We start from the raw sequence: 19,809 nt of genomic DNA on the forward strand, positions 1-19,809 counted from the left end.
TATTCGCAATGCTGATCGTGTGCTTGTCGTTACACCAAATGGCATCGAAGAGGATGGCACTTATGATGAGCTAGTTGAGCAAAATGGTCTATTTGCTAAGCTACACCATATTCAGTTTCGCAAAGGTCAAGGTGAATCTATACAACAATATGTAGAAATCCCATAGATAAATAAATCTCCCCTTATCTTAAAGGAGGGCACTGAAAAAGTCCATTATTTAAATTAGGTAGTTGAAAGTTCGATTATATCGAACTTTCAACTGCCTTTTTACTTTATAATAATGATATTAAAAGTAAGTATGTAGGTGATATCCCGATGATTTCAAACCAAGAATCTCTTAATCTTAGTCCGTTTATGGCCATATATGACATTGTTGTACCGAAGGATAATATGCTTCGGCAAATAAATGAACTTGTTGATTTCTCTTTTATTTTGGACGAACTGAAAAACAAATATTGTCTTGATAATGGTCGTAATGCGGTACCTCCCATTCGCATGTTTAAATATTTACTATTAAAATCAATATTCGATTTATCCGATGTAGATGTGGTAGAACGTTCTAAATATGATATTTCGTTTAAGTATTTTTTAGATATGGCACCAGAAGACTCTGTCATTAATCCAAGTTCACTAACGAAATTCCGTAAGCTCCGTCTCCAAGATATGAGCTTATTAGATATGCTCATTGGCAAAACTGTAGAGATTGCAATAGAGAAAGAAGTCATTAAAAATAAAACAATAATCGTGGACGCCACCCATACAAAAGCACGGTATAATCAAAAATCACCTATAGAATTTTTACAAGAGAAATCAAAAAATGTAAGAAAAGCTGTTTATCAAATCGATGAATCGATGAAAGAGAATTTCCCACCAAAGACAAATTCTAACGAAATAAATGATGAAGTGGATTACTGTCGTCAAGTCATCGAGGTAGTTGAATCTCAACCTCAAATTGAGATGATTCCAGCTGTAAAAGAAAAACTAAATGTCCTAAAAGAAGTGGTACAAGATTATGAGGAGAAGTTAAGTTATTCGACAGATCCAGATGCACGTATTGGACATAAATCAGCGGATTCTTCTTTCTTTGGTTTTAAAACACATATTGCAATGAGTGATGAGCGAATAATAACAGCTGCGATAGTAACTACTGGGGAGAAGAGTGATGGAAAATACCTTCAAGAATTAGTTGAAAAAAGTAAAGAAACAGGTATGACCATTGATACAGTCATTGGTGATACAGCCTATTCTGAAAAAGACAATATCCAGTATGCAAAAAAAGAAGAATTCCAACTTATATCTAAACTAAATCCACAAATCACGCAAGGTGGACGAACAAAAGAAGATGAATTTGAATTTAATAAAGATGCTGGTATGTATGTGTGTAAAGCTGGTCACATGGCGATTCGCAAAGCACGGACAGGAAAGAAAAATCAAGGACAAAATCAAAAACATACGTATTATTTTGACATCGAAAAATGTAAAATATGTGCTTTCCGCGAAGGTTGTTATAAAGAAGGGGCAAAAAGTAAAACATATTCAGTTTCAATCAAATCTACTGAGCATAAGGAACAAGAAGCATTCCAAAACAGTGAAGAGTTTAAGGAGCTCGCACGTACTCGCTATAAAATAGAGGCGAAAAATAGTGAATTAAAAAATAGACATGGGTATGACACGGCAATAGCTTCGGGTTTATTTGGTATGGAAATACAAGGTGCAACCGCCATCTTCGCTGTAAATTTGAAACGAATCATTACACTTTTAAAAGAAAAAAATAGTTAATGGAGAATAAAAAAGACAACTTCTTGTTCGAAATGAAACAAGAAGTTGTCTTTTTTAAAGTTAAACTCTTTCCACAATAAAAAAACTGTATGTTTTTCAGTGCCCTCATCTTAAAGGGGGAGATTTATTATGAAGCAATAAAAATGCCAAGACTATTGGGAGCTTTCCTTTGTTTTCTTTTGCTTATTCGAAGAAGTTCGTGTGTAATCTTGTGGAGCCAATGCTTTATTACGTTCTGTATAGCCTTTTGGTGAAAGTCGGAAGATGGATTTTTTAATGGTAGACCAATTTAAATCTGTGGCAAGATTCATGTAAGAATAACCATAAATTCGAATGTTACATAAGTACAAAAGTGTCAAGTATAGAGAGATAAAAAATCCAAATAAACCCAAAAATCCACTAGCAAGAATAAAAATGACACGTAATAAGCTGATTGTTGTGACTAGGGATTGGTTCACTAATGTAAATGAAGCAATTGTAGAGATGGCAATGATCACAATCATTTCTGGACTTGTTACACCAGCACGGATGGCTGCATCCCCAATAATTAATCCACCTACAACACTTATCGTTCCTCCAATAACAGAGGGGAGCCGTAAACCAGCTTCACGGAATAATTCGAACATGAGTAGCATAAGTAGCATTTCAAGTGAAGAGGGGAGCGGTAGCCCTGTTTTCGCTTGGACAACTGTTGCTAAAAGCTGCAATGGTAGCTGATTTTGATGGTAGGTTGTCAAGGCTAACCAAAATGCTGGCAACAATAAGCCAATTAAAATACCGGATATCCTTAATAAACGTTCAACAGAACTAAAGATAATAGGGTATTCATTATCCTCAGCTGATTTTAACAATAGAAATAAATTTACAGGTGTGATAACAGCATATGCTACACCATCAACGAATATAAGAAAACGCCCCCTGATTAAAGCTTGAATGGCATAATCAGGACGTCCTGTATAATCAAATTTTGGGAAAAGCTTAGAGTTTTTATTAATACGTTCCATTAATAAATCCCCACTGAACACTATATCTGTATCAACAGATGCCAATTGCTTTTTAATGCCGTGTAAAATATCCATATCGACAATATCATCAAAATAAAGAATGGCCACGGTTGTTTTTGATCGTTTACCTAACTCTACTTTTTCGACACAAAAAGAATTAGTCGGTAATCGTTTTCGCAAAAGTGCTATGTTGACACGTATATCTTCAATGAAATTATCACGAGGTCCCTTTACAAGAACCTCCATTCTCGTTTCTTCAGGATTTCGATTAGGCTTTTTTGCAATATTACTCGCATATAACAATTCCTCTTCCTCAAAATAAAGCAGAAGAGACCCCGTATAGACAAATGTAATAGCCTCTTCTTTGTCCTTAACCTTTTGCAGTGAAGGGATATGGAGTTCCTTTTCAATATTTTCTTCCAGCGGAGCATCTGTTAAATGATCAAAGAGATATCGAACGCGCTTTATAATGACTTCATTGAGTAACTGCTGGTCGATCATTGAATCACAGGTAACGAAATGTACTTTGTGTTGATTAAATGTATATTCCTGAAATTGAATATCTGCAGATTTTTGAAATAATTTTTTTAAGGTGCTCAGGTCTATAGCCATCTCCGGCTGAGGCATTATGATTCACCACTTTCCATTTCTTGTTTATCGGATTTCCCCTTTTTTGCGGATTTATCTGAAAAGAATGCTACTAGGACGAGAAAAACAGAGATTGCAAAAAAGAAAATAACAGTAGTTGTTAATATATAGTTCCCTTTCACCTTTAAAAATATGTTTTCATTCAAAATAATTAATGGTAAACAAATAAAGAAAAATGGTGGAGCGAGCATTTTCCAAATTTGCTTTGGCTTACTAGTCATTTTTAATAAATCAGCCACTATATATAACATAAAGCTGACTCTTATAAATGTTCCAGTAAGCCATTGATAAATTGAGAAAAAGTCTAAATGCTCTATATAGCGACCGATGGAAACTAATCCCCATTCCTCATAGGCAGGGTACCTTTGTTTAGCCGCTTCCACTGGGCCGAATTCTGTAATTGCACCAATAAGAGGTCCTAAAGTAAGCCCCATTAAAATGAAAAGCATGATGCCAAAATGATACCAGCGGATACGGTCTTTATACTGATGCTGAAGAAATAACAACATCAATAGCTCAATGAATCCTGATGTAGGATAGATTGCTCCCTTTAGAACAGGTGAAAAACCATGCTCAAAAAGGGGAAGTAATAAATGATATTCCTTCACCTGAATATTTGTAAATGCTACAAAGAATCCAAAAACTACTACTCCAAACAATACAAAAACATTTAAGATAACGATCGTCTGTAGACTAGTTGTGACAAGTAAAATACAAAGAATTGTATAAATAAATAGCAAAATGATAACTGGTGTTTGTGGTAAAAACGTAGTGTTCACCCATTGTAGCGTTTCAACCATCGTAAAAGCTGCTAAAATAATCAAAAATATAGCGATACAATAAATAACAATTGTTGAGGCTGTTTTTCCAATAGTTCCATCTAACCAATCTCTTATAGGTTCTTGTTTTGACTTTGATTGAATATAAACTAACAAAAGTAACCAGAAGATTATAATGACCGCGGCTATTAACACAGATGCCCACCCATCTCTTTTTGCAACGTCAAGCAGCGGTGGAATAATCGTCACATGGTTTTTTAAGCCAATAACAGTCATGGATAAGAAAATAACATGTAAAATACTAATTGATCCTACATTCTTCATATGAAAACCCTCTATCGTTAATTGATACCATTCAGTTTTGACAAAAAGTGAGCGGTTTATAAGTATGTTGACATTAACTCAAAAGGAGAGTATTAAATGATTCAAGCCATAGAAAATGCGAGGAACTGACGTATATACATCAATTTCCTCGCATCTTGAACTTTTTATGTTTAGTGAATATATTGCATACTTACAAGATCATTCTTTAACACATCTGTTGGGATTTCGAATTCAACAACACCCATATAACCAGGAGCAACTTCATATTTATCGAAGGAAATGACAAGCTTCCCTTTATCTGAAATATAGAATTGTTGTTCGCCATTAATTGTTTTAAATTCTTCAAAAAGCTCCTTGTCAGGAATGCCTCCTCCTTTTACCCAGAACACTTTATCTGAGTCAGAAGCAGCTTGTTTACGCATCTGCTCAATAATGTTTTCACTTATAGTTTTAATATAACTATCGTCTTTAAAGAGCATTGGAAGTGTAATTAAAATTTCATTTTCTTTATCAATCGTATCATAGTGCATAACTGTAGAAGACGATCCAACTGTATTTACGATATAACGTCCAATTGATAAGATTTGGTCATTGTCAGTTTTAATGTCATAGCCGCTATCTACTCCTAAATGACCACCTCCATTTGCCTTTAAATCTCCGACCTCGGCGATGAAGTTATCATAGAGGGCTTTTCCCTCTGCACGGTATTTTTCATTTAAAGTATTAGCAAGCTTTTGATTTTCAAGGTTTTCAATAGAAGGCACCTTAATGTTTGCATCGTAAGTGTCCTCAGCTACTTCATATTCCGTCCATGTTAAAACCTTCACGACACTGCCAACTACAGGGATTTCAGAAAGTGTACGTGCCATTGCAGGACTGACATTTAAACCTGCAGTAAAAAGCATAGCGGCCGCTGCTGAACCAAGTAACCATTGCGGTGCTCGTTTTTTTCTCTTCTTTTTCCCTTGTTGCAGTGCATGTTCAACTACAAAATCAAGCTCCTTTGGAATGGGTACTTTATTATATTGCTTTTCTAGTTCTTTTAATTTTTCATCCATGTGCTGTTTCTCCCTTCACATCTTGCAATTGTATTTTCAGAAGTTTTAGCGCCTTATAAAGACGCGATTTGGCTGTACTCAGCTTTATGTTAAGGATAGTGGCAACATCAGCGAGCTTTAAATCTTCAAAATAGTGTAAAATGACAACTTCACGATACATTTGAGGTAACTCGTCTAATGCATGCTCTAAGTCCACATTTTCATAGACGTCCTCCTGAGCCGGTGTTAAATATTGCAATGTATCATCATCTGTCACTTGTAAGCGTTTATGCTTACGTAAAAAATCTATGGCTGTCCGTACGACAATTTTATAAAACCAGCTTTTCATATACTCGACATTTTCGAGTCGGTGGAGCGAAAGCATGGCTTTTTGAATACTGTCCTGTACGACATCTAGTGCGTCCTGTTCATTTTTTGTATAGCTATACGCGAGCAAATAAAACCGCTCTTTTTGTTCACGAATGAATTGGACAAACACCTCTTCATGTTGAAATGCATTTCTTGTTTTCATGTCCAAAGAAGCTCCTTTTTAACATTTTCAAATTGTATACAACTACTAGACGTATGGGGAAACAAAAAAAGTTGATGAAATGATAAAACTTACCTTCATATAAGATAAGTTTTATCATTTCATCGTAGCTACATACTTCATAAGGTAGTCTTCAATCAATCTAATAGTTACCATAAAATAAGCGATTACGTAAAGAGGATAGCATAGTCATAATTTAGTTATCCAACGTATATAAACATAAGGAGGGCACACTCTTGCCTAGCATAATTACCTATCATTCATGATTTATCATAACGAAATGAGAGTTGCCAGTAACTATCAGTCAGCTTGATAGTGTAGTATGTTAGCATTATGTATCTATTGCATTTCTACAAAAAGCAAAAATATTCTATTTTAAGTATCTGTTTTCGTGTATTATGTAGATAATAATGTTTTTTACGTAAAGGGGACGTGATGACATTTGAGTTTAACAAATCATCTCAGAGTGTTTATTTGTGTAGTGTTTATGGGAGTATTGGTGGGATATGTTTTTAATGCCAAAAAGGATATAACAGACAATGAATATATTGAAGTAGTAAAAGAAGGCTATTTGTCCAATTTCTCAGATGTCACGGTTCGCAATGCTTTTAATTATGCGTTTTTTGAACCATATTGGCGATATTATAAAGCGAAAACGGGGGAGCATGTTGTCGAATTATCAGGTGATATTACGTTTCAAGGGAAAAAAGGACATGCCATCTTACAATTTGTTGTAGATGAACAAAACATGGCGTTTTCTGCTCATGCGATGAAGTTTAATGATGCAGTGTTAAGTGTTGAGCAAAAAAACAACTTGATTGGCATGGTTTATAAGACTTGGCAGATGAAGCAGCTTGCTTATCAATAAGCTTTTTTATTTTATAAAAAGTACGTCCTATATTACAGTAGAAAGGGGGAACCTACAGAGAGAGGATGTTTTCAATGAAGTTAAGTATTTTAGATCAAATGCCTATCCCTAAAGGTCACACGGCTGAGGAGGCATTTCAACGTACAGAACAATTGGCACTTTTAGGTGAGTCGCTCGGCTATCATCGTATGTGGCTGGCAGAACACCATAATAGTAACTCGTTAGCAAGCTCTGCTCCAGAAGTGACAGCCGCTTTTTTAGCAGCGAAAACGAAACGGCTTCGTATTGGTACAGGTGGAGTAATGATGATGCACTATTCACCCTATAAGCTAGCAGAGGTCTTTAAAACATTAAGCGGCTTGGCGCCGAATCGTATTGACTTTGGCGTTGGCAGAGCCCCTGGTGGCGATCATGCCGCTATTTATGCACTAGCAGAAGGGCGAAGACAGCGTTTCACGGAGCAATATGACAAGCTTGAAATTATATTAAAATTGATGAATAACGAAAAAACGGGAGAGTATGTTTATGATCAGGTCATAGCAGCACCCGTCGATATTCAGTTACCTGAGGCATGGTTGCTTGGCTCTAGCGGACAAAGTGCTATGCAGGCAGGACAGCTTGGTGTGGGCTATTCCTATGCTCAATTTTTTACAGGCAATATGTCCAAGGATATTTTCGATTCTTATAGAGCTTACTTTGCTCCTTCTTATTACATGGAAAAACCTCAAATTATCGTTACCTATGCTGCAACTGTTGCAGATACCTTAGAGGAAGCAGAATATTTGGCTAAGCCTATAGATATTACTCGGTTGCACTTGATGAAAGGGCAAATTATCCAAGGTATGTCACCTGAGGAGGCGAAGGATTTCCCGCTGACAGAAATGGATCAAATGTCAATAGCGAATAATCGCAAAGCTAATCTTGTAGGAACGCCCAAGGATATCGCTGACTTTTTAGTAGCAGAGCAAGAGCATTATGGCTTTGACGAAATTATGCTGAACTGCAATCAATATGCACAAGAAAGCCGCATGAATTGTTATAAGCTACTTGCAAAAGAGTTATTATAGAAACAAAATGTCCGATGCATGATGTTGATTTCTGCATTGGACATTTTTTTATATTTTAGCTGAGCCACTAACAAACTCTGTTTCTTTATAATACATATTTTTAACAAGCACATTTGGTCCTAAGCATTTTACTGCAGGACAATGACAGTTAAGAGATTTTGCTAAATCTGTGGCCATCCATTTTTCAAAAATAGCTGGTAGTTCATCATTCACAATATTGCCAAGTGCTGGTGTATCGCCAAAGTCTGTGACAATAACATCACCTGTGAAAATATTAATATTTAAGCGAGAGCGACCATCGGGATCATTTACGCATCGTTACATTTTTTGCTGCTCTTAGTCGTTTTAAAAGCAGTTGATCTTCTTCATTCATACTGCATGGATAAAAAGGTAGGGTACCAAAGAGCATCCATGTGTTTTCATCTCGAACATCCAGCAGATGATGAATTGCATCACGAGTTTCCTTTAGTGATAAAGAGGTGAGGGCGCTGGCAAAATCAGATGGGTCATTGGATGTATTTTCGACGCGGGAACACTTCATATCTTTACAACTTGATTATGGATGTGTTCTAAGTAAAGCAATGTTTTTGTTAAGCATCGTTTCTGCCGATACCATGACACCATGCTCAGCTAACATACGAGAGTTATCAATCATACGTTGGAAAAGAGCTGCACGTTGCTCATATGTCGGTTTACGCTCCATTATTGCAAAGCCCATTTCGACGAATTCGTTGACTGTGCCCCAGTTGTGTGAAATGTGCAACAGGTCTAAATACGGTGCAATGAACAAATAACGTTCTGGCTCCATTGTTAAGTTGGAGTTGATTTGTGTACGTACTTCACGTGCATGTGCGTTTAATAGGGAGTACTTTTGCACGGATTTTTTACTCTTCATTGGCTCTCCGATGTTTATATAGAACATAAAAGAATATAACGTAAACAATATGTCAGTTAAATTCGACTACCACAGTGAATTAATTCTTATAGAAGAATTAATTACAGAAAAGTTCTATGATTTTCTAGAGTGTTACGATAAATTTTTACACCCTAAGAATAAATTACTTTTAATTCATGAAGATACTCCTGTAAAAAAGAAAGAAAAATTATCTAACAATATGTATATGAATTATGTAATGAATAGTTACAAGATACCATACTCTTCCATAACGAGATTATTAAACGATGAATTGACTGCACCGTTCATAATAAAAATTTTAGATGCATTAAATTTAAATGACTTTCTTGAGTATCTTGCTGAAAAGCATTCATTTAATTTAGAAGAAGATTCATTATCTCATTATTTGTATTTTAGAAGAGAAAATAGAACAGAACACCATCAAAGAAGAAAGCAAGATAAAATGAGAAGTAAAGCATTTCTTAAAGATAAAATTATTTGACGTGGTTGTGGAGAATACATGTCTGTTAGAGGATTATCTGAAATGGTTAGGAATTGTTATAGAATCCATGATATTGAAAGTGGTAATTGTAATGGAAAAATGAAGTCGATAGCGCAAAATAAAGTACTGAACCATATAAAAGATGAAATTGGTGTTGATGTTGTAAATAAAACAAGTGATTCCAAATATATTCATCATGTTTATTTGGAAACTGATGGCTCTATAACAGTTAAATATAAAGATTAAAGTACTTTATTATCTCTGTAAACTATGCGAAAATTGTATAGCAGAAAAGGAGATTTTTTATACATGAATACTATATTTAAACCATATGACACATGGGAAAGCTACCATGACATTGAAAAATATGGAAAACTAACGCTATCCAATATTGAATTTACTACAACAACACTATGTAATATGCGTTGCGCTCATTGTGCAGTCGGTTATGCATTAACAACTAAAGAAGCTAGTTCACTTCCAATTGATGATATTCTAAGACAATTAGATGAAGTTGAAACTTTGCGTACAATGAGTTTTACTGGTGGGGAGCCATTACTGACTAAGAAGGGAATTAGGGATAATTTATTACCACTTCTTAAGTATGCTAAAAGCAGAAACATTAAAACTCAAATTAATTCAAATTTAACATTACCTATGGATCATTATGAAATGGTTGCTCCATATCTAGATGTAATGCATATCTCTCATAATTGGTGCAACGAAGAAGAATTCGTTGAAACAGGATTTGCAATGATGGAAAGAAAACCTCCTGTTCAAAAAAGAGCAGAACTATACAGAAATATTTTAGATAATGCTAGAGAGCTAGCTAAAAGGGGAATGTTTGTATCTGCTGAAACGATGTTGAACCGTAATACTGTTCCCTACCTTGAGAAGATTCATAATGAAGTAGCAAATGAAATGTTATGTAAAAGGCACGAAATTCACCCTATGTATTCTAGTGATTACGCTGAAAACTTAGAAACTATAGGATTAGATGAATATAGAGATACAGTCAATAAGATACTTGACTTCAGAAATGAAGATATTTGGATACTATTCGGTACATTACCGTTCTATGCTTGTAGTACAGACAAACGTGATTTAGATTTACTGCAAAGAATTAATAACATACCAAATACTACAGTTAGAAATGATGTAGATGGACGTTCTAGAATGAACTTAAACATTTTTACAGGTGATATTTCGGTATCGGATTTCACTGACGATGGTGCAGCATTAGGTAATATCAAAGAAGAATCATTAATTAATATCTATGACAAATGGTTAAATACTAACATTTCAAACAGCATTAACTGTCACTGTCCTGCTGTTAAATGTTTAGGTTCTAATATCATTGTTAAAAATATGTATTACCAAGATAAAGTTTTCGAAAGTGGTTCTGTTAAATAAATCACAAAAGTAAAATCCCTATCCATAATAATAATTGGATAGGGATTGAATTTGCACTAATATGATGTTTTATGACATGTATATGACTAAAATGCGATTACTTTACAGGACTAACATATGTAATTATAACTATATATTGAATTATTTTTAAGATTTACTGCCTATAATTGAACAATACCCAACCACTTTAGCTTCCAACATCTTCTTACTAACATTAGAGGAACAAGAACAATGGCAAATGTTAGCCTTCTTGAATTTTACATATTCGTCAAGATGTCGTAAAGGTGAAGTTCATCAACTTTATAGACCTGTTGCAAGTGTAGAATATGGTTTCAAACTAGATGAAAAAGAAGTTTAGAGAAATTGCCAAACAGGTAGTAACTAAAGTGGAACGAGACGTAATTGGTTAGAGTCAAGACTGTTCTGTAAAGTACAATATCTTGAGAAAACTAGCACTGGATCATTAAGAATCATTTCATTTAAAGGTAAGCCCGAAATACAAAAATAAGCGCACCTTCTGGTACGCACGATGAATGGCCAGCTATCTGAGTCTTTTTCAGATAGCTGGCTATTTTGAACATGTGGCTTGGATATTTTTCGACCAAGGCATGTAATCTTGTAAAATCTCTGGCTGTTGTTGAATCGGTAAATTTGGTAGATCCGTTAATAGCTTCACTAGGTACTGATAAAAATCAATGCCGTTTGTTTTGGCTGTTTCTGCTAAACTCAAACAGATGGCATTTGCTTTAGCACCAGCTTCACTCACAGAAAAAAGCCAGTTCTTGCGACCAATCACATTTGGGCGAATCGCATTTTCAGCTGTATTATTATCCATCTCAATTCGGCCATCGAACAGAAAAGCTTTTAATCCATGTATACGATTTAATGTGTATTCGGCAGCTCTAGCTAAGGCGTTTTTTCCGAAGAAAGGCGATTCATCCACCCATTTTAAGAATTTCTCTACAATCGGCTTTGAATATTTTTGCCGTGATTTTCGGCGTTTACCTGGTGAAAGATGCTTAAATTGACGTTCTAGGTGATACAGTTGATCACAGTAATCCACGCCAATTTGCCCATTTTTGCTATCAGCTTTCAGCCAATAACGTCGCACGTGCGCCCAACAGTTTGCGAACGTGACATCAGGTAGATTACCGTATGCCGAATACCCATCACAAATCACGGTTCCTTTAAAGCCTTCTGTAAATTTTGCTAGTACAGAACGACTTCTCGATAATGCACTTTGAAAAAGAACGATGATCGGTCCTTGGCTTGGCACGCTTCGGAACACCCAATTGTAGGCATTCGATTGTCCTGATTTTCCGTCTGACCGATTGATAATTTGCGCATACGTTTCGTCCACATGCAGTACTGATTTCATCGTTAACATCTGCTTCATCTGTTCATAAATCGGTAAAAGCCAATCTTCTGCAGCACGAATAACCCAGTTTGATAGGTTCTTATCATTCGTAAGCAGGCCATAACGTTCCCACTCCTTTACCTGACGATAAAGAGGTAAGTACTGGATGAACTTATCATAGATAAGTTTTGCTAGAACGGTAGGTCCTGCAATGCTTCGCTGAATGGCAGCTTGTGGAGCTTTCCCACGTTTCATTTGTGCTTTTTGTGTGGCATCCATTTTACAGTGCTTGCACTCGTAGGCATGTTCAATATGCTGGATGCGCATCATTTTTGCCGGAATGAATTTTGCTTCTTCACGCGCAATCGTTGTACCGGCTTCGGTCATTTGACCAAGGCAACAGTCGCATTGTGTGTTTTCAGGATGATGATGAATTTCTTCTATTTCCATTCCATCACGAAACGAATCATTTCGTTTTTTCTTATGTAATTTACGAACAACTGTATACGTAACAGTTGACGTGCTTTGTTCTTCTGTGTGCTCAGGTTCGCTAAAAGACGGGTCGTCTTCGAATAAAGAGCCTTGTCCATCCGGTGCTTGATACTTGGATTTTTCGGATTTAGAGCCGTATAAAGCTTTTGTTAATTGGCGAATTTGTTCAGCTAATGCCTTGTTTTGGGACAACGAACGATCTAACTTTATTGAAAGCTCTTCATTTTGTTTTTCATGTATGCTAATTGTTCTTCAAGTAATTGGATTACTTTTTCTGTTGTCGAAGAGTTTTCCAAATCATTCACCACATTTCATTCAGTATAAGTTATGGATGATTATACCACTTAGGTGAATAGATTTAAAAGACACCTGTTGCCGATTTCGAAATTGCCTTTGGCTGCTGAAGTGATAATCCTTCTAAGAGCCAACGAAGCTCCTGTTGAGAAAGGTTACGCACTTCCTTTTCATCTTTTGGCCATTGCAGTTTCCCATTTTCTAGCCGTTTATAGAGTATGGCAAAGCCATCACCATCGAAGTACAAACATTTATAGCGATCCTTGCTCGTTCCAGAAAATAAGAAAATGGAATCGCTATAGGGGTTTAGTTCAAAAGAATCCTGAATAAGTGTAGCGAGACCATCAATGCCTTTTCGCATATCCGTCTTGCCACAAATAATATAGATGTTTTGCACACTCGTAAAATCATGCTTCATTGTTTATTCAGCTCCTTCATGATCATTTGAATGATGCGCTCATCTACGTCATTGAAGAAGGAGATTTCAATGCCAATTGTTTTAATGATACAACTTGGTTCAGAGGAAACTTGCGTTGAATTGATAAAAGAATACTTGTCCGTGATGGGATCCAGTGTCACAGGGACGATTGTTAGTTTAGTAGTTGACATAAAGAAGCACCCCCTTTAATTGATACGTCTATCGTACCGGAGGTGCCTAGTTTTTTATATGCGTTATTTGAATACGGGCTTACATTTAAAGGATTTAATTTTGAAGTTAATGAGCTTTAAAATACAAAATTAAATAACCACTAAAAAAATAGAGAAAAGGCGTCTTTTACAAAACTTTTTTCATAATACACTTTTTCTCTATCTAAATGAATTGAAGATTTAACATATTAATTTATTTATTATATTCTGTTCTAGCTTCATTAAAAATATTTTCAATATGTTTCAGTTCTGAATCATCTAGGTTTGCTTCATAAATCTCTAATTGATCAGAGTCCAATGGTACTTTACCAACTGTAACACCACTTGTAGCAAATACTTCGTCTTGCTCATCTGTTAGAAACAGTAAATACTCATCTCCTTTATTCATTTTTTCATAACCATTAACGCTGTAAATAGTACCTTCTGATTCAAAATTTAATTCTGCAATAGGAATAGTTTGCTCTAGATTAATTTTAGCATTGGTAGTTGCATTTTTTACAACTTCATTAATTTTAAAATCTGCAACTGTATATCCACCAATTACTGCTTCGTCTATTTTAGATTTAAATACCTCTGTTCGCACATCTTCTTGTTTGATTCCTTTAACAATAATAGGTGATTTCTCTACTAATTCACTTAAATCATTGAAGCCATCTGTTTTAGCTTCACCATCAATTCGTTTAGGTTTTGATGTAGAATTTTCTGAAATAGTTTTACTTTCATTAGTATCTTCTTTAGAAAATCCTTCTGAAATAAGAAGACTACCACTAAATAAAACTATTAATCCGGCACTAAATACGAAAAAATTTTTCTTCATTATTAACCTTCCTTTCAATATTTTTTTGCGATTCCAGCTTTGTCATCTTTTAAAGGATAAGCTTTGTTATTAAAACCTAATTTTCTCATAACTGCTATTTCATTATTCTCTTCTTGTGTATGACCTAATCCTGCCTCATGACCAACTTCATGAACTATGGTTTCAATTCTTTGAGTTGAATCTAACTCTACGCGCCATTTTTTATAAATAGTAATTCTCCCACTACCAAAACTTTGACCATAAGTATTTCCATTGTATTTATCTAAGTATTCGATACTTGCTTCTACACCAGATGCTGTAGGTACTTTTTTCGTAAAGTTGATTTGAGGGAGCGCATTCCATGCTAGAATTCCACTTTTAACTTCACCACCTAATTTGTAACTGTCAAAAGTAGGGTCTATCCAGTAAAATGCATCTTTCGGATTACTGAATTTTTTGCTATTTAATTCATAAGCTTGTCCTTCAGGTACTTGAAAACAAAAAAGGATTCCTAAGCTTAAAACTAAAAACGAAATCTTCCTCTTCATATAATCATCTCCTATTAACATAATATTACATCAATACCATATTAATATTAATTGAGAATAAAAGTCAATAGTGTTAAAATTTAATAAGAAATACAATAGAAGGGTGGTATTTATGTGTTAAAAAAAATAATTATTATTTCATTTGCATTGATTTTTTTATGTGCTGGATGTTCTAATAACGCAAAGAAAATTATTTTAGAGATAGCTGATGAAAATGGAAATTTTAAAGAAAGTTTAGAAATTCTAGATAAAGATCAAATTTCAATAATAAATAAAATCCTTAATAAAGTTAAATGGGAAGAAAAAAGCGAAGAATCATTTGGACTATTAAAGTATAGAATGTCTTTTGATTTTATAGATCCTGATAAGGAGTTGAAGTCTTCTTATTATTTAATCTATTTAGATTCAAATGAACAAATAATTCTGGTAGAAAATGATGTGAAATATACTAAATTATCAAAAGAAGAATCAAAAGAATTACTTGATATACTGCAAATGAATAACTTAAAGGAAAATACTACAAATTGAATGACAACTCAACTAGCTTCATAGATAGAAAAACCAGCACATTTTTAATTAAGAGTTATAATAAAGAAATGCTTGAAGAAAAGAATACTGATTTTTTTAAAACTAAATATTCACAACTATTGAGAGATTCTTAACCGACTCTCTTTTTTAATTCAATAAAATTTCCCTTTTATAAAACTTGAACACTTGGTGTAATGTTAAGAGTTGTCAATGGTATAATGTTCTTACTAAATAACTGATAGAAGGGCGATATGAATTATGTTCCACCCTTTCATGAAAGTGCAGCAAGACAGAAAAGAGAAACTTGAAATAATGTTCCCTGAATCAATTATAAAAGGATTTTCTTTATCTCTTTTGAAGAAGATAGTGCATATTTTAGATATCCCATCTTTTAATAGCAAGAGTAAACGAGAGTTAATACCTGCTATTATTTCAACTCAAGAAAAGTATGAAGGGAAACTTGACACAATTTTCTTTTGCAAAATTGAAGACAATGTTTGCGGATCAATGAAGTTAAATGAAAACTGTTAAGCCTTCACTTAGTGAATGATTTTGTTCTTTAAACCAAATGTTGGATAAAGAAAAACGATTTTGCTGTTATTTTTTTAGAAAAACGTTATGATAGAAAGAGCGAAATGGTAACATAGCACCAAAGAAAGTAGGATGTAACATGACAAAGTATGAAACTTTATTGTTTGATGTAGATGACACCTTATTAGATTTTGATATTGCTGAAAATGCAGCACTTGATCATCTATTTAAGCAGGAAAATATCGCAGCAACTCCAACATTGGTTGCACGGTATAAAGAAATAAATGAATCTATGTGGCGTGCTTTTGAACGCGGTGAGGTGGCTAAAGATACACTCCACAATACGCGATTTTCCATTGCATTAAAGGAATTCGGCTATGATGTTGATGGAAGCTATTTTGAAGCAATCTTTCAAAAATATTTGAAGGAGGCACATCATTATGTTGATGGTGCCTATGAAGTCATTGAGCAGCTAGCTAATCATTATGATTTATATGTTGTTTCTAATGGTAAAACAGACACTCAAAATAAACGATTACAGGATGCACAACTTGCTCAATTTTTTAAAGGTATCTTTATTTCAGAGCAAACTGGCTTTCAGAAACCTATGCCAGCCTTTTTTGACTACGTTTTTGAACGCATTGATGGATTACAAAAGAGTAAAACATTAATCATTGGTGATTCATTAACATCTGATATTAAAGGCGGATTACAAGCAGGCATTGATACATGCTGGTTTAATATACGTCATATTGACAATACAAGTACAATTCAACCGCAGTATGAAATAAAAAAGCTACACGAGCTACATGTTCTATTAGATAACAAAATAACACTTTTATAGATATATGCTCACTACACTTCACCCATTTGCAAATTGAAGTGTAGTTTTTGATTGGAAAATATCTAGGACTAGAGATCTGATGGAGTATGTGCTAAAAATACTATATTTTTACAAAGTGGATTCCAGTATGATAGTTTTAGATGAAAGGAAAGGAGAAGCAATATGAAAGGAAAAATTAGAACGGGAGTACTAGTAGGAATACTTAGTATTTCATTGGTAACTCCTTTGCAAGCACATGCCTATCAAGAGCCCACGGATTATGTACATATGAAAACATCCAATATGATCGTTTACTCTGCCTATGGTGCCAAAATTAATGCCTCTGAAAAGGGCGATACGTTTAGTATTAAAGCCACTATCGTCAATAACCGCCAGCCCCTAGAAATTGAAATTTTCAAGAATGGAAAGGATGGAATTTTAAAACAGGTGGCTAAAAAAGGGGTAATGGAGCCTGTTGCTTATCGAGACTTAGGAGATCGGGTAATTGCCACAATTCATAATAGTGCGGAATTAAAATTTGTAAATCCACAGCCAATTTACTTTCGAGATACAGATAATTCGGTGTATAGTTCGTATATTTCGACATTAGCAGAACGGGGTATTGTCCAAGGTAGAACAGCAGATTATTTTGGCGTTAATGATTCTTTAACGCGTGCACAATTTAGTGCATTACTAGCTCGTGCATTCAGTTTTCAGCCAGTTCAAGCAACCCAATTTAAAGATATTAATGCCAAGAAATCCTGGTATGGGGGCTATGTTGGAGCATTACATTCTTTAGGAATTATCAAAGGAAAATCTCAGAATTTATTTGATCCTAATGGGAAAATTACACGACAACAGGCAATATTAATGCTTGGCCGAACTTTGGATGCGGTAGATTTTGTTCAAGAAAAATTTGTGTCTTTACCTTATCAAGATAGCTTCAATCTACAGGAGGAAGCTTTGCACCATACGCAAACCTTATATGCAATCGGAGCTTTAAATGACAATATGAATTTATTACCAAATCAGATGATTTCACGAGGTGAGTTTGCTAAAATGCTAGCAGTATCATTAGAAGCTGCTGGAAGGTTGTAATAATGAACAGTAAGTCGAGGACATGATGTCTCTCGACTTTTTAATTAGTTAGACTTAGTTGTTTCGCCTCGAAGTTTGATAATGGGACTGAATGTAGATGTATATTGGTATAAAAAACATAACAACAGGCAAACCTTTTATGAGACTAGTTTCCATGAAAGGGGAAATTGACGATGACTACGGTTTTAACAGCAAATAAACGTGAAAAAGGAAGTCGCTCATCATTAACGCAGCTTAGACAGAACGGTGCTATTCCGGGTGTAGTCTATGGCTATCAAATGGAGCCAACAACCATCACTGTGGATGCTAGAGCATTTGCCAAAATACTAGCTACGTTCGGAAATAAAAGTGTCTTTCATTTAGATATGGATGGCAGGCAGATTAATGCGGTATTAACGGAAGTGCAACGCTGTGCGCTTAAAGGCAATGTAAAACATGTGGATTTTAAATCCATCAATATGTCTGAGGAGCTTGAGGTAGATATTCCAGTGACAGTGGTTGGACATGCCGCAGGAGTTGCTGATGGAGGATTTCTTTTACAGCCTAATCGTGAGGTACGTATAAAGGTGAAGCCAACAGAAATTCCTGAATCGATAGAGGTAGATGTCACTAATTTAGCGATTGGGACTTCTCTCTATGTTGGAGATATCCGTCAGCAGTTTTCTTTTGATATCTTACAGGAGGATGATTATACATTAGTGACAATCACACCGCCTGCTGCTGAAAATGAACAAGAAGATGATACAGTGGATGATACACCTGAAGTGATAGAAGCGACAGGACAAAATACTGCTGAACCAAGAGAATAGCGCAAAAGAGGAGCCATCTTACATACGGTAAGTGGCTCCTTGCTGTTTATTGAATAAACTGCTGTATAGATTTACGATAACGGAAATACATGACTAGGTACATAGCAAAGGCTACTAAAAATAGCCATGGAGGGATAAAACGCATAAGGGCAAAGGGTGTTTCAAATAAAAAAGCAAAAAGGAAAGCAAAACCTTCTTTATCCCATAAACCTGGCGTAAAATAAGCATCTTTTATATGGAGAAACTTAGAAAAGTTGCCATTGTTATAAAAAATCATAAACCATATAAAAGTGAGTATCGCCCAATTGTTGGAATGCTTCATTAATCGTTTATATTTTGCGATTTGGGAATCATTATCAGAAAATAATTGATCATTACCATCTTTTCTTTTTAACCAATAAAAAGTACCATCATATGATTTTTCTTTTAATGCTTGCCATCCAAAATCCTCATATAACTGTTTATAGTTTGTTCGGTCTTCTTTCCGAAGATCTTGCTGACAATCAATACGGATAACCTGCTCAAGATCAGTCGTATTTTTAAATGTATAAAAACCAGTAGAATTTATTTTTGTACAAACCCATCCTTTGGACAGCATATCATTTAACCATTGCTCTTCCTTATCGATATCAAAAAAGATTTTAAACTTTTTCATTTCCATCAGTCCCCTCATATAAAGATAAAATTCGCTGCAATCTTTGTTGCTCGGCTGCTAATATTTTTAGCCCCTCAGCCGTTGTTTGGTAAACCTTACGTCTTGTGTCCTGTGTCTCAACAGGTGAAATCCAATGATATTTCAATAGATTTTCAATTGCACCATACATAGTGCCAGCAGCAATTCTTACACTCCCAGCGCTCATTTCCTCGATTTTTTGCATCATTGCATAGCCATGTAATGGTTCACGTAAGGCGAGTAGAATGTAATGCATGGTTTCAGATAAAGGTAGTAATTTATGTTTTTTCACAAGTTCACCTCTTATACAGTCCAACTATATAGTTTGATTATATATAGTTGAACT

The 19,809-nt window shown here is 34.9% G+C and carries 21 protein-coding genes and 2 pseudogenes; 11 read left to right on the forward strand and 12 right to left on the reverse strand.

Annotated elements, in window-relative coordinates; all coding sequences use genetic code 11:
- Positions 1-315: 315 nt before the first annotated feature.
- Positions 316-1,779, forward strand: a complete 1,464-nt coding sequence (locus AC2CGN_RS24220; RefSeq protein WP_484516717.1) for an IS1182 family transposase — start codon at positions 316-318, stop codon at positions 1,777-1,779.
- Between the two features lie 152 nt (positions 1,780-1,931).
- Here AC2CGN_RS24220 and AC2CGN_RS24225 read toward each other — a convergent pair whose 3' ends face one another.
- The 4 genes from AC2CGN_RS24225 to sigV all read right to left on the reverse strand — a co-directional run bounded on the left by AC2CGN_RS24225 (position 1,932) and on the right by sigV (position 6,103).
- Positions 1,932-3,410, reverse strand: coding sequence for a spore germination protein (locus tag AC2CGN_RS24225; protein WP_484516719.1), 1,479 nt, complete (start codon positions 3,408-3,410; stop codon positions 1,932-1,934).
- Positions 3,410-4,534 carry an endospore germination permease gene (locus tag AC2CGN_RS24230; RefSeq protein ID WP_484516721.1) on the reverse strand — a complete coding sequence of 375 codons (1,125 nt, stop codon included), beginning with the start codon at positions 4,532-4,534 and terminating at the stop codon, positions 3,410-3,412. Before AC2CGN_RS24230 ends, AC2CGN_RS24225 begins: the two co-directional genes overlap by 1 nt.
- Positions 4,535-4,704: 170 nt before the next feature.
- Positions 4,705-5,592 (reverse strand): anti-sigma-V factor RsiV, encoded by an 888-nt coding sequence (rsiV, locus tag AC2CGN_RS24235; protein WP_484516723.1) that lies wholly within the window; start codon positions 5,590-5,592, stop codon positions 4,705-4,707.
- Complete coding sequence (gene sigV / locus AC2CGN_RS24240) at positions 5,585-6,103, reverse strand: RNA polymerase sigma factor SigV (protein ID WP_283868371.1); 519 nt, start codon at positions 6,101-6,103, stop codon at positions 5,585-5,587. Before sigV ends, rsiV begins: the two co-directional genes overlap by 8 nt.
- A gap of 505 nt (positions 6,104-6,608) precedes the next feature.
- Here sigV and AC2CGN_RS24245 point away from each other — a divergent pair.
- Positions 6,609-6,989: a hypothetical protein gene (locus AC2CGN_RS24245; protein ID WP_484516725.1), complete on the forward strand. Its 381-nt coding sequence runs from the start codon at positions 6,609-6,611 to the stop codon at positions 6,987-6,989.
- A gap of 74 nt (positions 6,990-7,063) precedes the next feature.
- A complete protein-coding gene (locus tag AC2CGN_RS24250; RefSeq protein WP_484516727.1) occupies positions 7,064-8,056 on the forward strand; it encodes an LLM class flavin-dependent oxidoreductase in 993 nt (330 codons plus the stop codon).
- A 48-nt stretch (positions 8,057-8,104) separates the two neighbouring features.
- Here AC2CGN_RS24250 and yfkAB (AC2CGN_RS24255) read toward each other — a convergent pair.
- Positions 8,105-8,960 (reverse strand): annotated as a pseudogene (gene yfkAB / locus AC2CGN_RS24255) (radical SAM/CxCxxxxC motif protein YfkAB); the annotation flags it as partial.
- Positions 8,961-9,000: 40 nt separating this feature from the next.
- Here yfkAB (AC2CGN_RS24255) and AC2CGN_RS24260 point away from each other — a divergent pair.
- The 3 genes from AC2CGN_RS24260 (at position 9,001) to yfkAB (AC2CGN_RS24270) (ending at position 10,866) form a co-directional block, all read left to right on the forward strand.
- A complete protein-coding gene (locus AC2CGN_RS24260) occupies positions 9,001-9,453 on the forward strand; it encodes a hypothetical protein (RefSeq protein ID WP_484516729.1) in 453 nt (150 codons plus the stop codon).
- Positions 9,454-9,495: 42 nt separating this feature from the next.
- Positions 9,496-9,699 carry a hypothetical protein gene (locus AC2CGN_RS24265; RefSeq protein WP_484516731.1) on the forward strand — a complete coding sequence of 68 codons (204 nt, stop codon included), beginning with the start codon at positions 9,496-9,498 and terminating at the stop codon, positions 9,697-9,699.
- 63 nt (positions 9,700-9,762) lie between these two features.
- Positions 9,763-10,866: a radical SAM/CxCxxxxC motif protein YfkAB gene (yfkAB, locus tag AC2CGN_RS24270; protein ID WP_484516733.1), complete on the forward strand. Its 1,104-nt coding sequence runs from the start codon at positions 9,763-9,765 to the stop codon at positions 10,864-10,866.
- 568 nt (positions 10,867-11,434) lie between these two features.
- Here yfkAB (AC2CGN_RS24270) and tnpC read toward each other — a convergent pair.
- The 5 genes and pseudogenes from tnpC to AC2CGN_RS24295 all read right to left on the reverse strand — a co-directional run bounded on the left by tnpC (position 11,435) and on the right by AC2CGN_RS24295 (position 15,001).
- Positions 11,435-13,023: pseudogene (gene tnpC, locus AC2CGN_RS24275) on the reverse strand (IS66 family transposase).
- A gap of 50 nt (positions 13,024-13,073) precedes the next feature.
- Positions 13,074-13,427, reverse strand: coding sequence for an IS66 family insertion sequence element accessory protein TnpB (tnpB, locus tag AC2CGN_RS24280; RefSeq protein WP_313373316.1), 354 nt, complete (start codon positions 13,425-13,427; stop codon positions 13,074-13,076).
- A complete protein-coding gene (locus tag AC2CGN_RS24285; protein WP_429986016.1) occupies positions 13,424-13,618 on the reverse strand; it encodes a hypothetical protein in 195 nt (64 codons plus the stop codon). The genes tnpB and AC2CGN_RS24285 overlap by 4 nt, the downstream gene beginning before the upstream one ends.
- Before the next feature lie 232 nt (positions 13,619-13,850).
- Positions 13,851-14,474 carry a hypothetical protein gene (locus AC2CGN_RS24290; RefSeq protein WP_429987526.1) on the reverse strand — a complete coding sequence of 208 codons (624 nt, stop codon included), beginning with the start codon at positions 14,472-14,474 and terminating at the stop codon, positions 13,851-13,853.
- A 14-nt stretch (positions 14,475-14,488) separates the two neighbouring features.
- The gene (locus AC2CGN_RS24295) at positions 14,489-15,001 is read right to left on the reverse strand and encodes a zinc metalloprotease (RefSeq protein WP_429987525.1); all 513 of its coding nucleotides are present in this window, start codon (positions 14,999-15,001) and stop codon (positions 14,489-14,491) included.
- A 114-nt stretch (positions 15,002-15,115) separates the two neighbouring features.
- Between AC2CGN_RS24295 and AC2CGN_RS24300 the strand changes: the two genes are divergently transcribed.
- The 5 genes from AC2CGN_RS24300 (at position 15,116) to AC2CGN_RS24320 (ending at position 18,790) form a co-directional block, all read left to right on the forward strand.
- Positions 15,116-15,529, forward strand: a complete 414-nt coding sequence (locus tag AC2CGN_RS24300; protein ID WP_484516735.1) for a hypothetical protein — start codon at positions 15,116-15,118, stop codon at positions 15,527-15,529.
- 273 nt (positions 15,530-15,802) lie between these two features.
- Positions 15,803-16,060 carry a hypothetical protein gene (locus AC2CGN_RS24305; RefSeq protein WP_429987522.1) on the forward strand — a complete coding sequence of 86 codons (258 nt, stop codon included), beginning with the start codon at positions 15,803-15,805 and terminating at the stop codon, positions 16,058-16,060.
- A 139-nt stretch (positions 16,061-16,199) separates the two neighbouring features.
- Positions 16,200-16,904, forward strand: coding sequence for a YjjG family noncanonical pyrimidine nucleotidase (locus AC2CGN_RS24310; protein WP_484516737.1), 705 nt, complete (start codon positions 16,200-16,202; stop codon positions 16,902-16,904).
- A gap of 162 nt (positions 16,905-17,066) precedes the next feature.
- Positions 17,067-17,981 carry an S-layer homology domain-containing protein gene (locus tag AC2CGN_RS24315; protein WP_429987521.1) on the forward strand — a complete coding sequence of 305 codons (915 nt, stop codon included), beginning with the start codon at positions 17,067-17,069 and terminating at the stop codon, positions 17,979-17,981.
- 173 nt (positions 17,982-18,154) lie between these two features.
- On the forward strand, positions 18,155-18,790 hold the full coding sequence (locus AC2CGN_RS24320) for a 50S ribosomal protein L25/general stress protein Ctc (protein WP_286923814.1): 636 nt from the start codon (positions 18,155-18,157) through the stop codon (positions 18,788-18,790).
- A 46-nt stretch (positions 18,791-18,836) separates the two neighbouring features.
- On the opposite strand, the gene AC2CGN_RS24325 is transcribed toward AC2CGN_RS24320, so the two are convergent.
- Both AC2CGN_RS24325 and AC2CGN_RS24330 read right to left on the reverse strand, forming a co-directional pair.
- The gene (locus AC2CGN_RS24325; RefSeq protein WP_484516740.1) at positions 18,837-19,445 is read right to left on the reverse strand and encodes a DUF2812 domain-containing protein; all 609 of its coding nucleotides are present in this window, start codon (positions 19,443-19,445) and stop codon (positions 18,837-18,839) included.
- Entirely contained in the window at positions 19,432-19,719 is a 288-nt protein-coding gene (locus tag AC2CGN_RS24330) for a PadR family transcriptional regulator (protein ID WP_054771827.1), read from the reverse strand. Before AC2CGN_RS24330 ends, AC2CGN_RS24325 begins: the two co-directional genes overlap by 14 nt.
- Positions 19,720-19,809 lie beyond the last annotated feature (90 nt).

It is taken from the genome of Lysinibacillus sp. DFXJR4, from assembly GCF_057196045.1.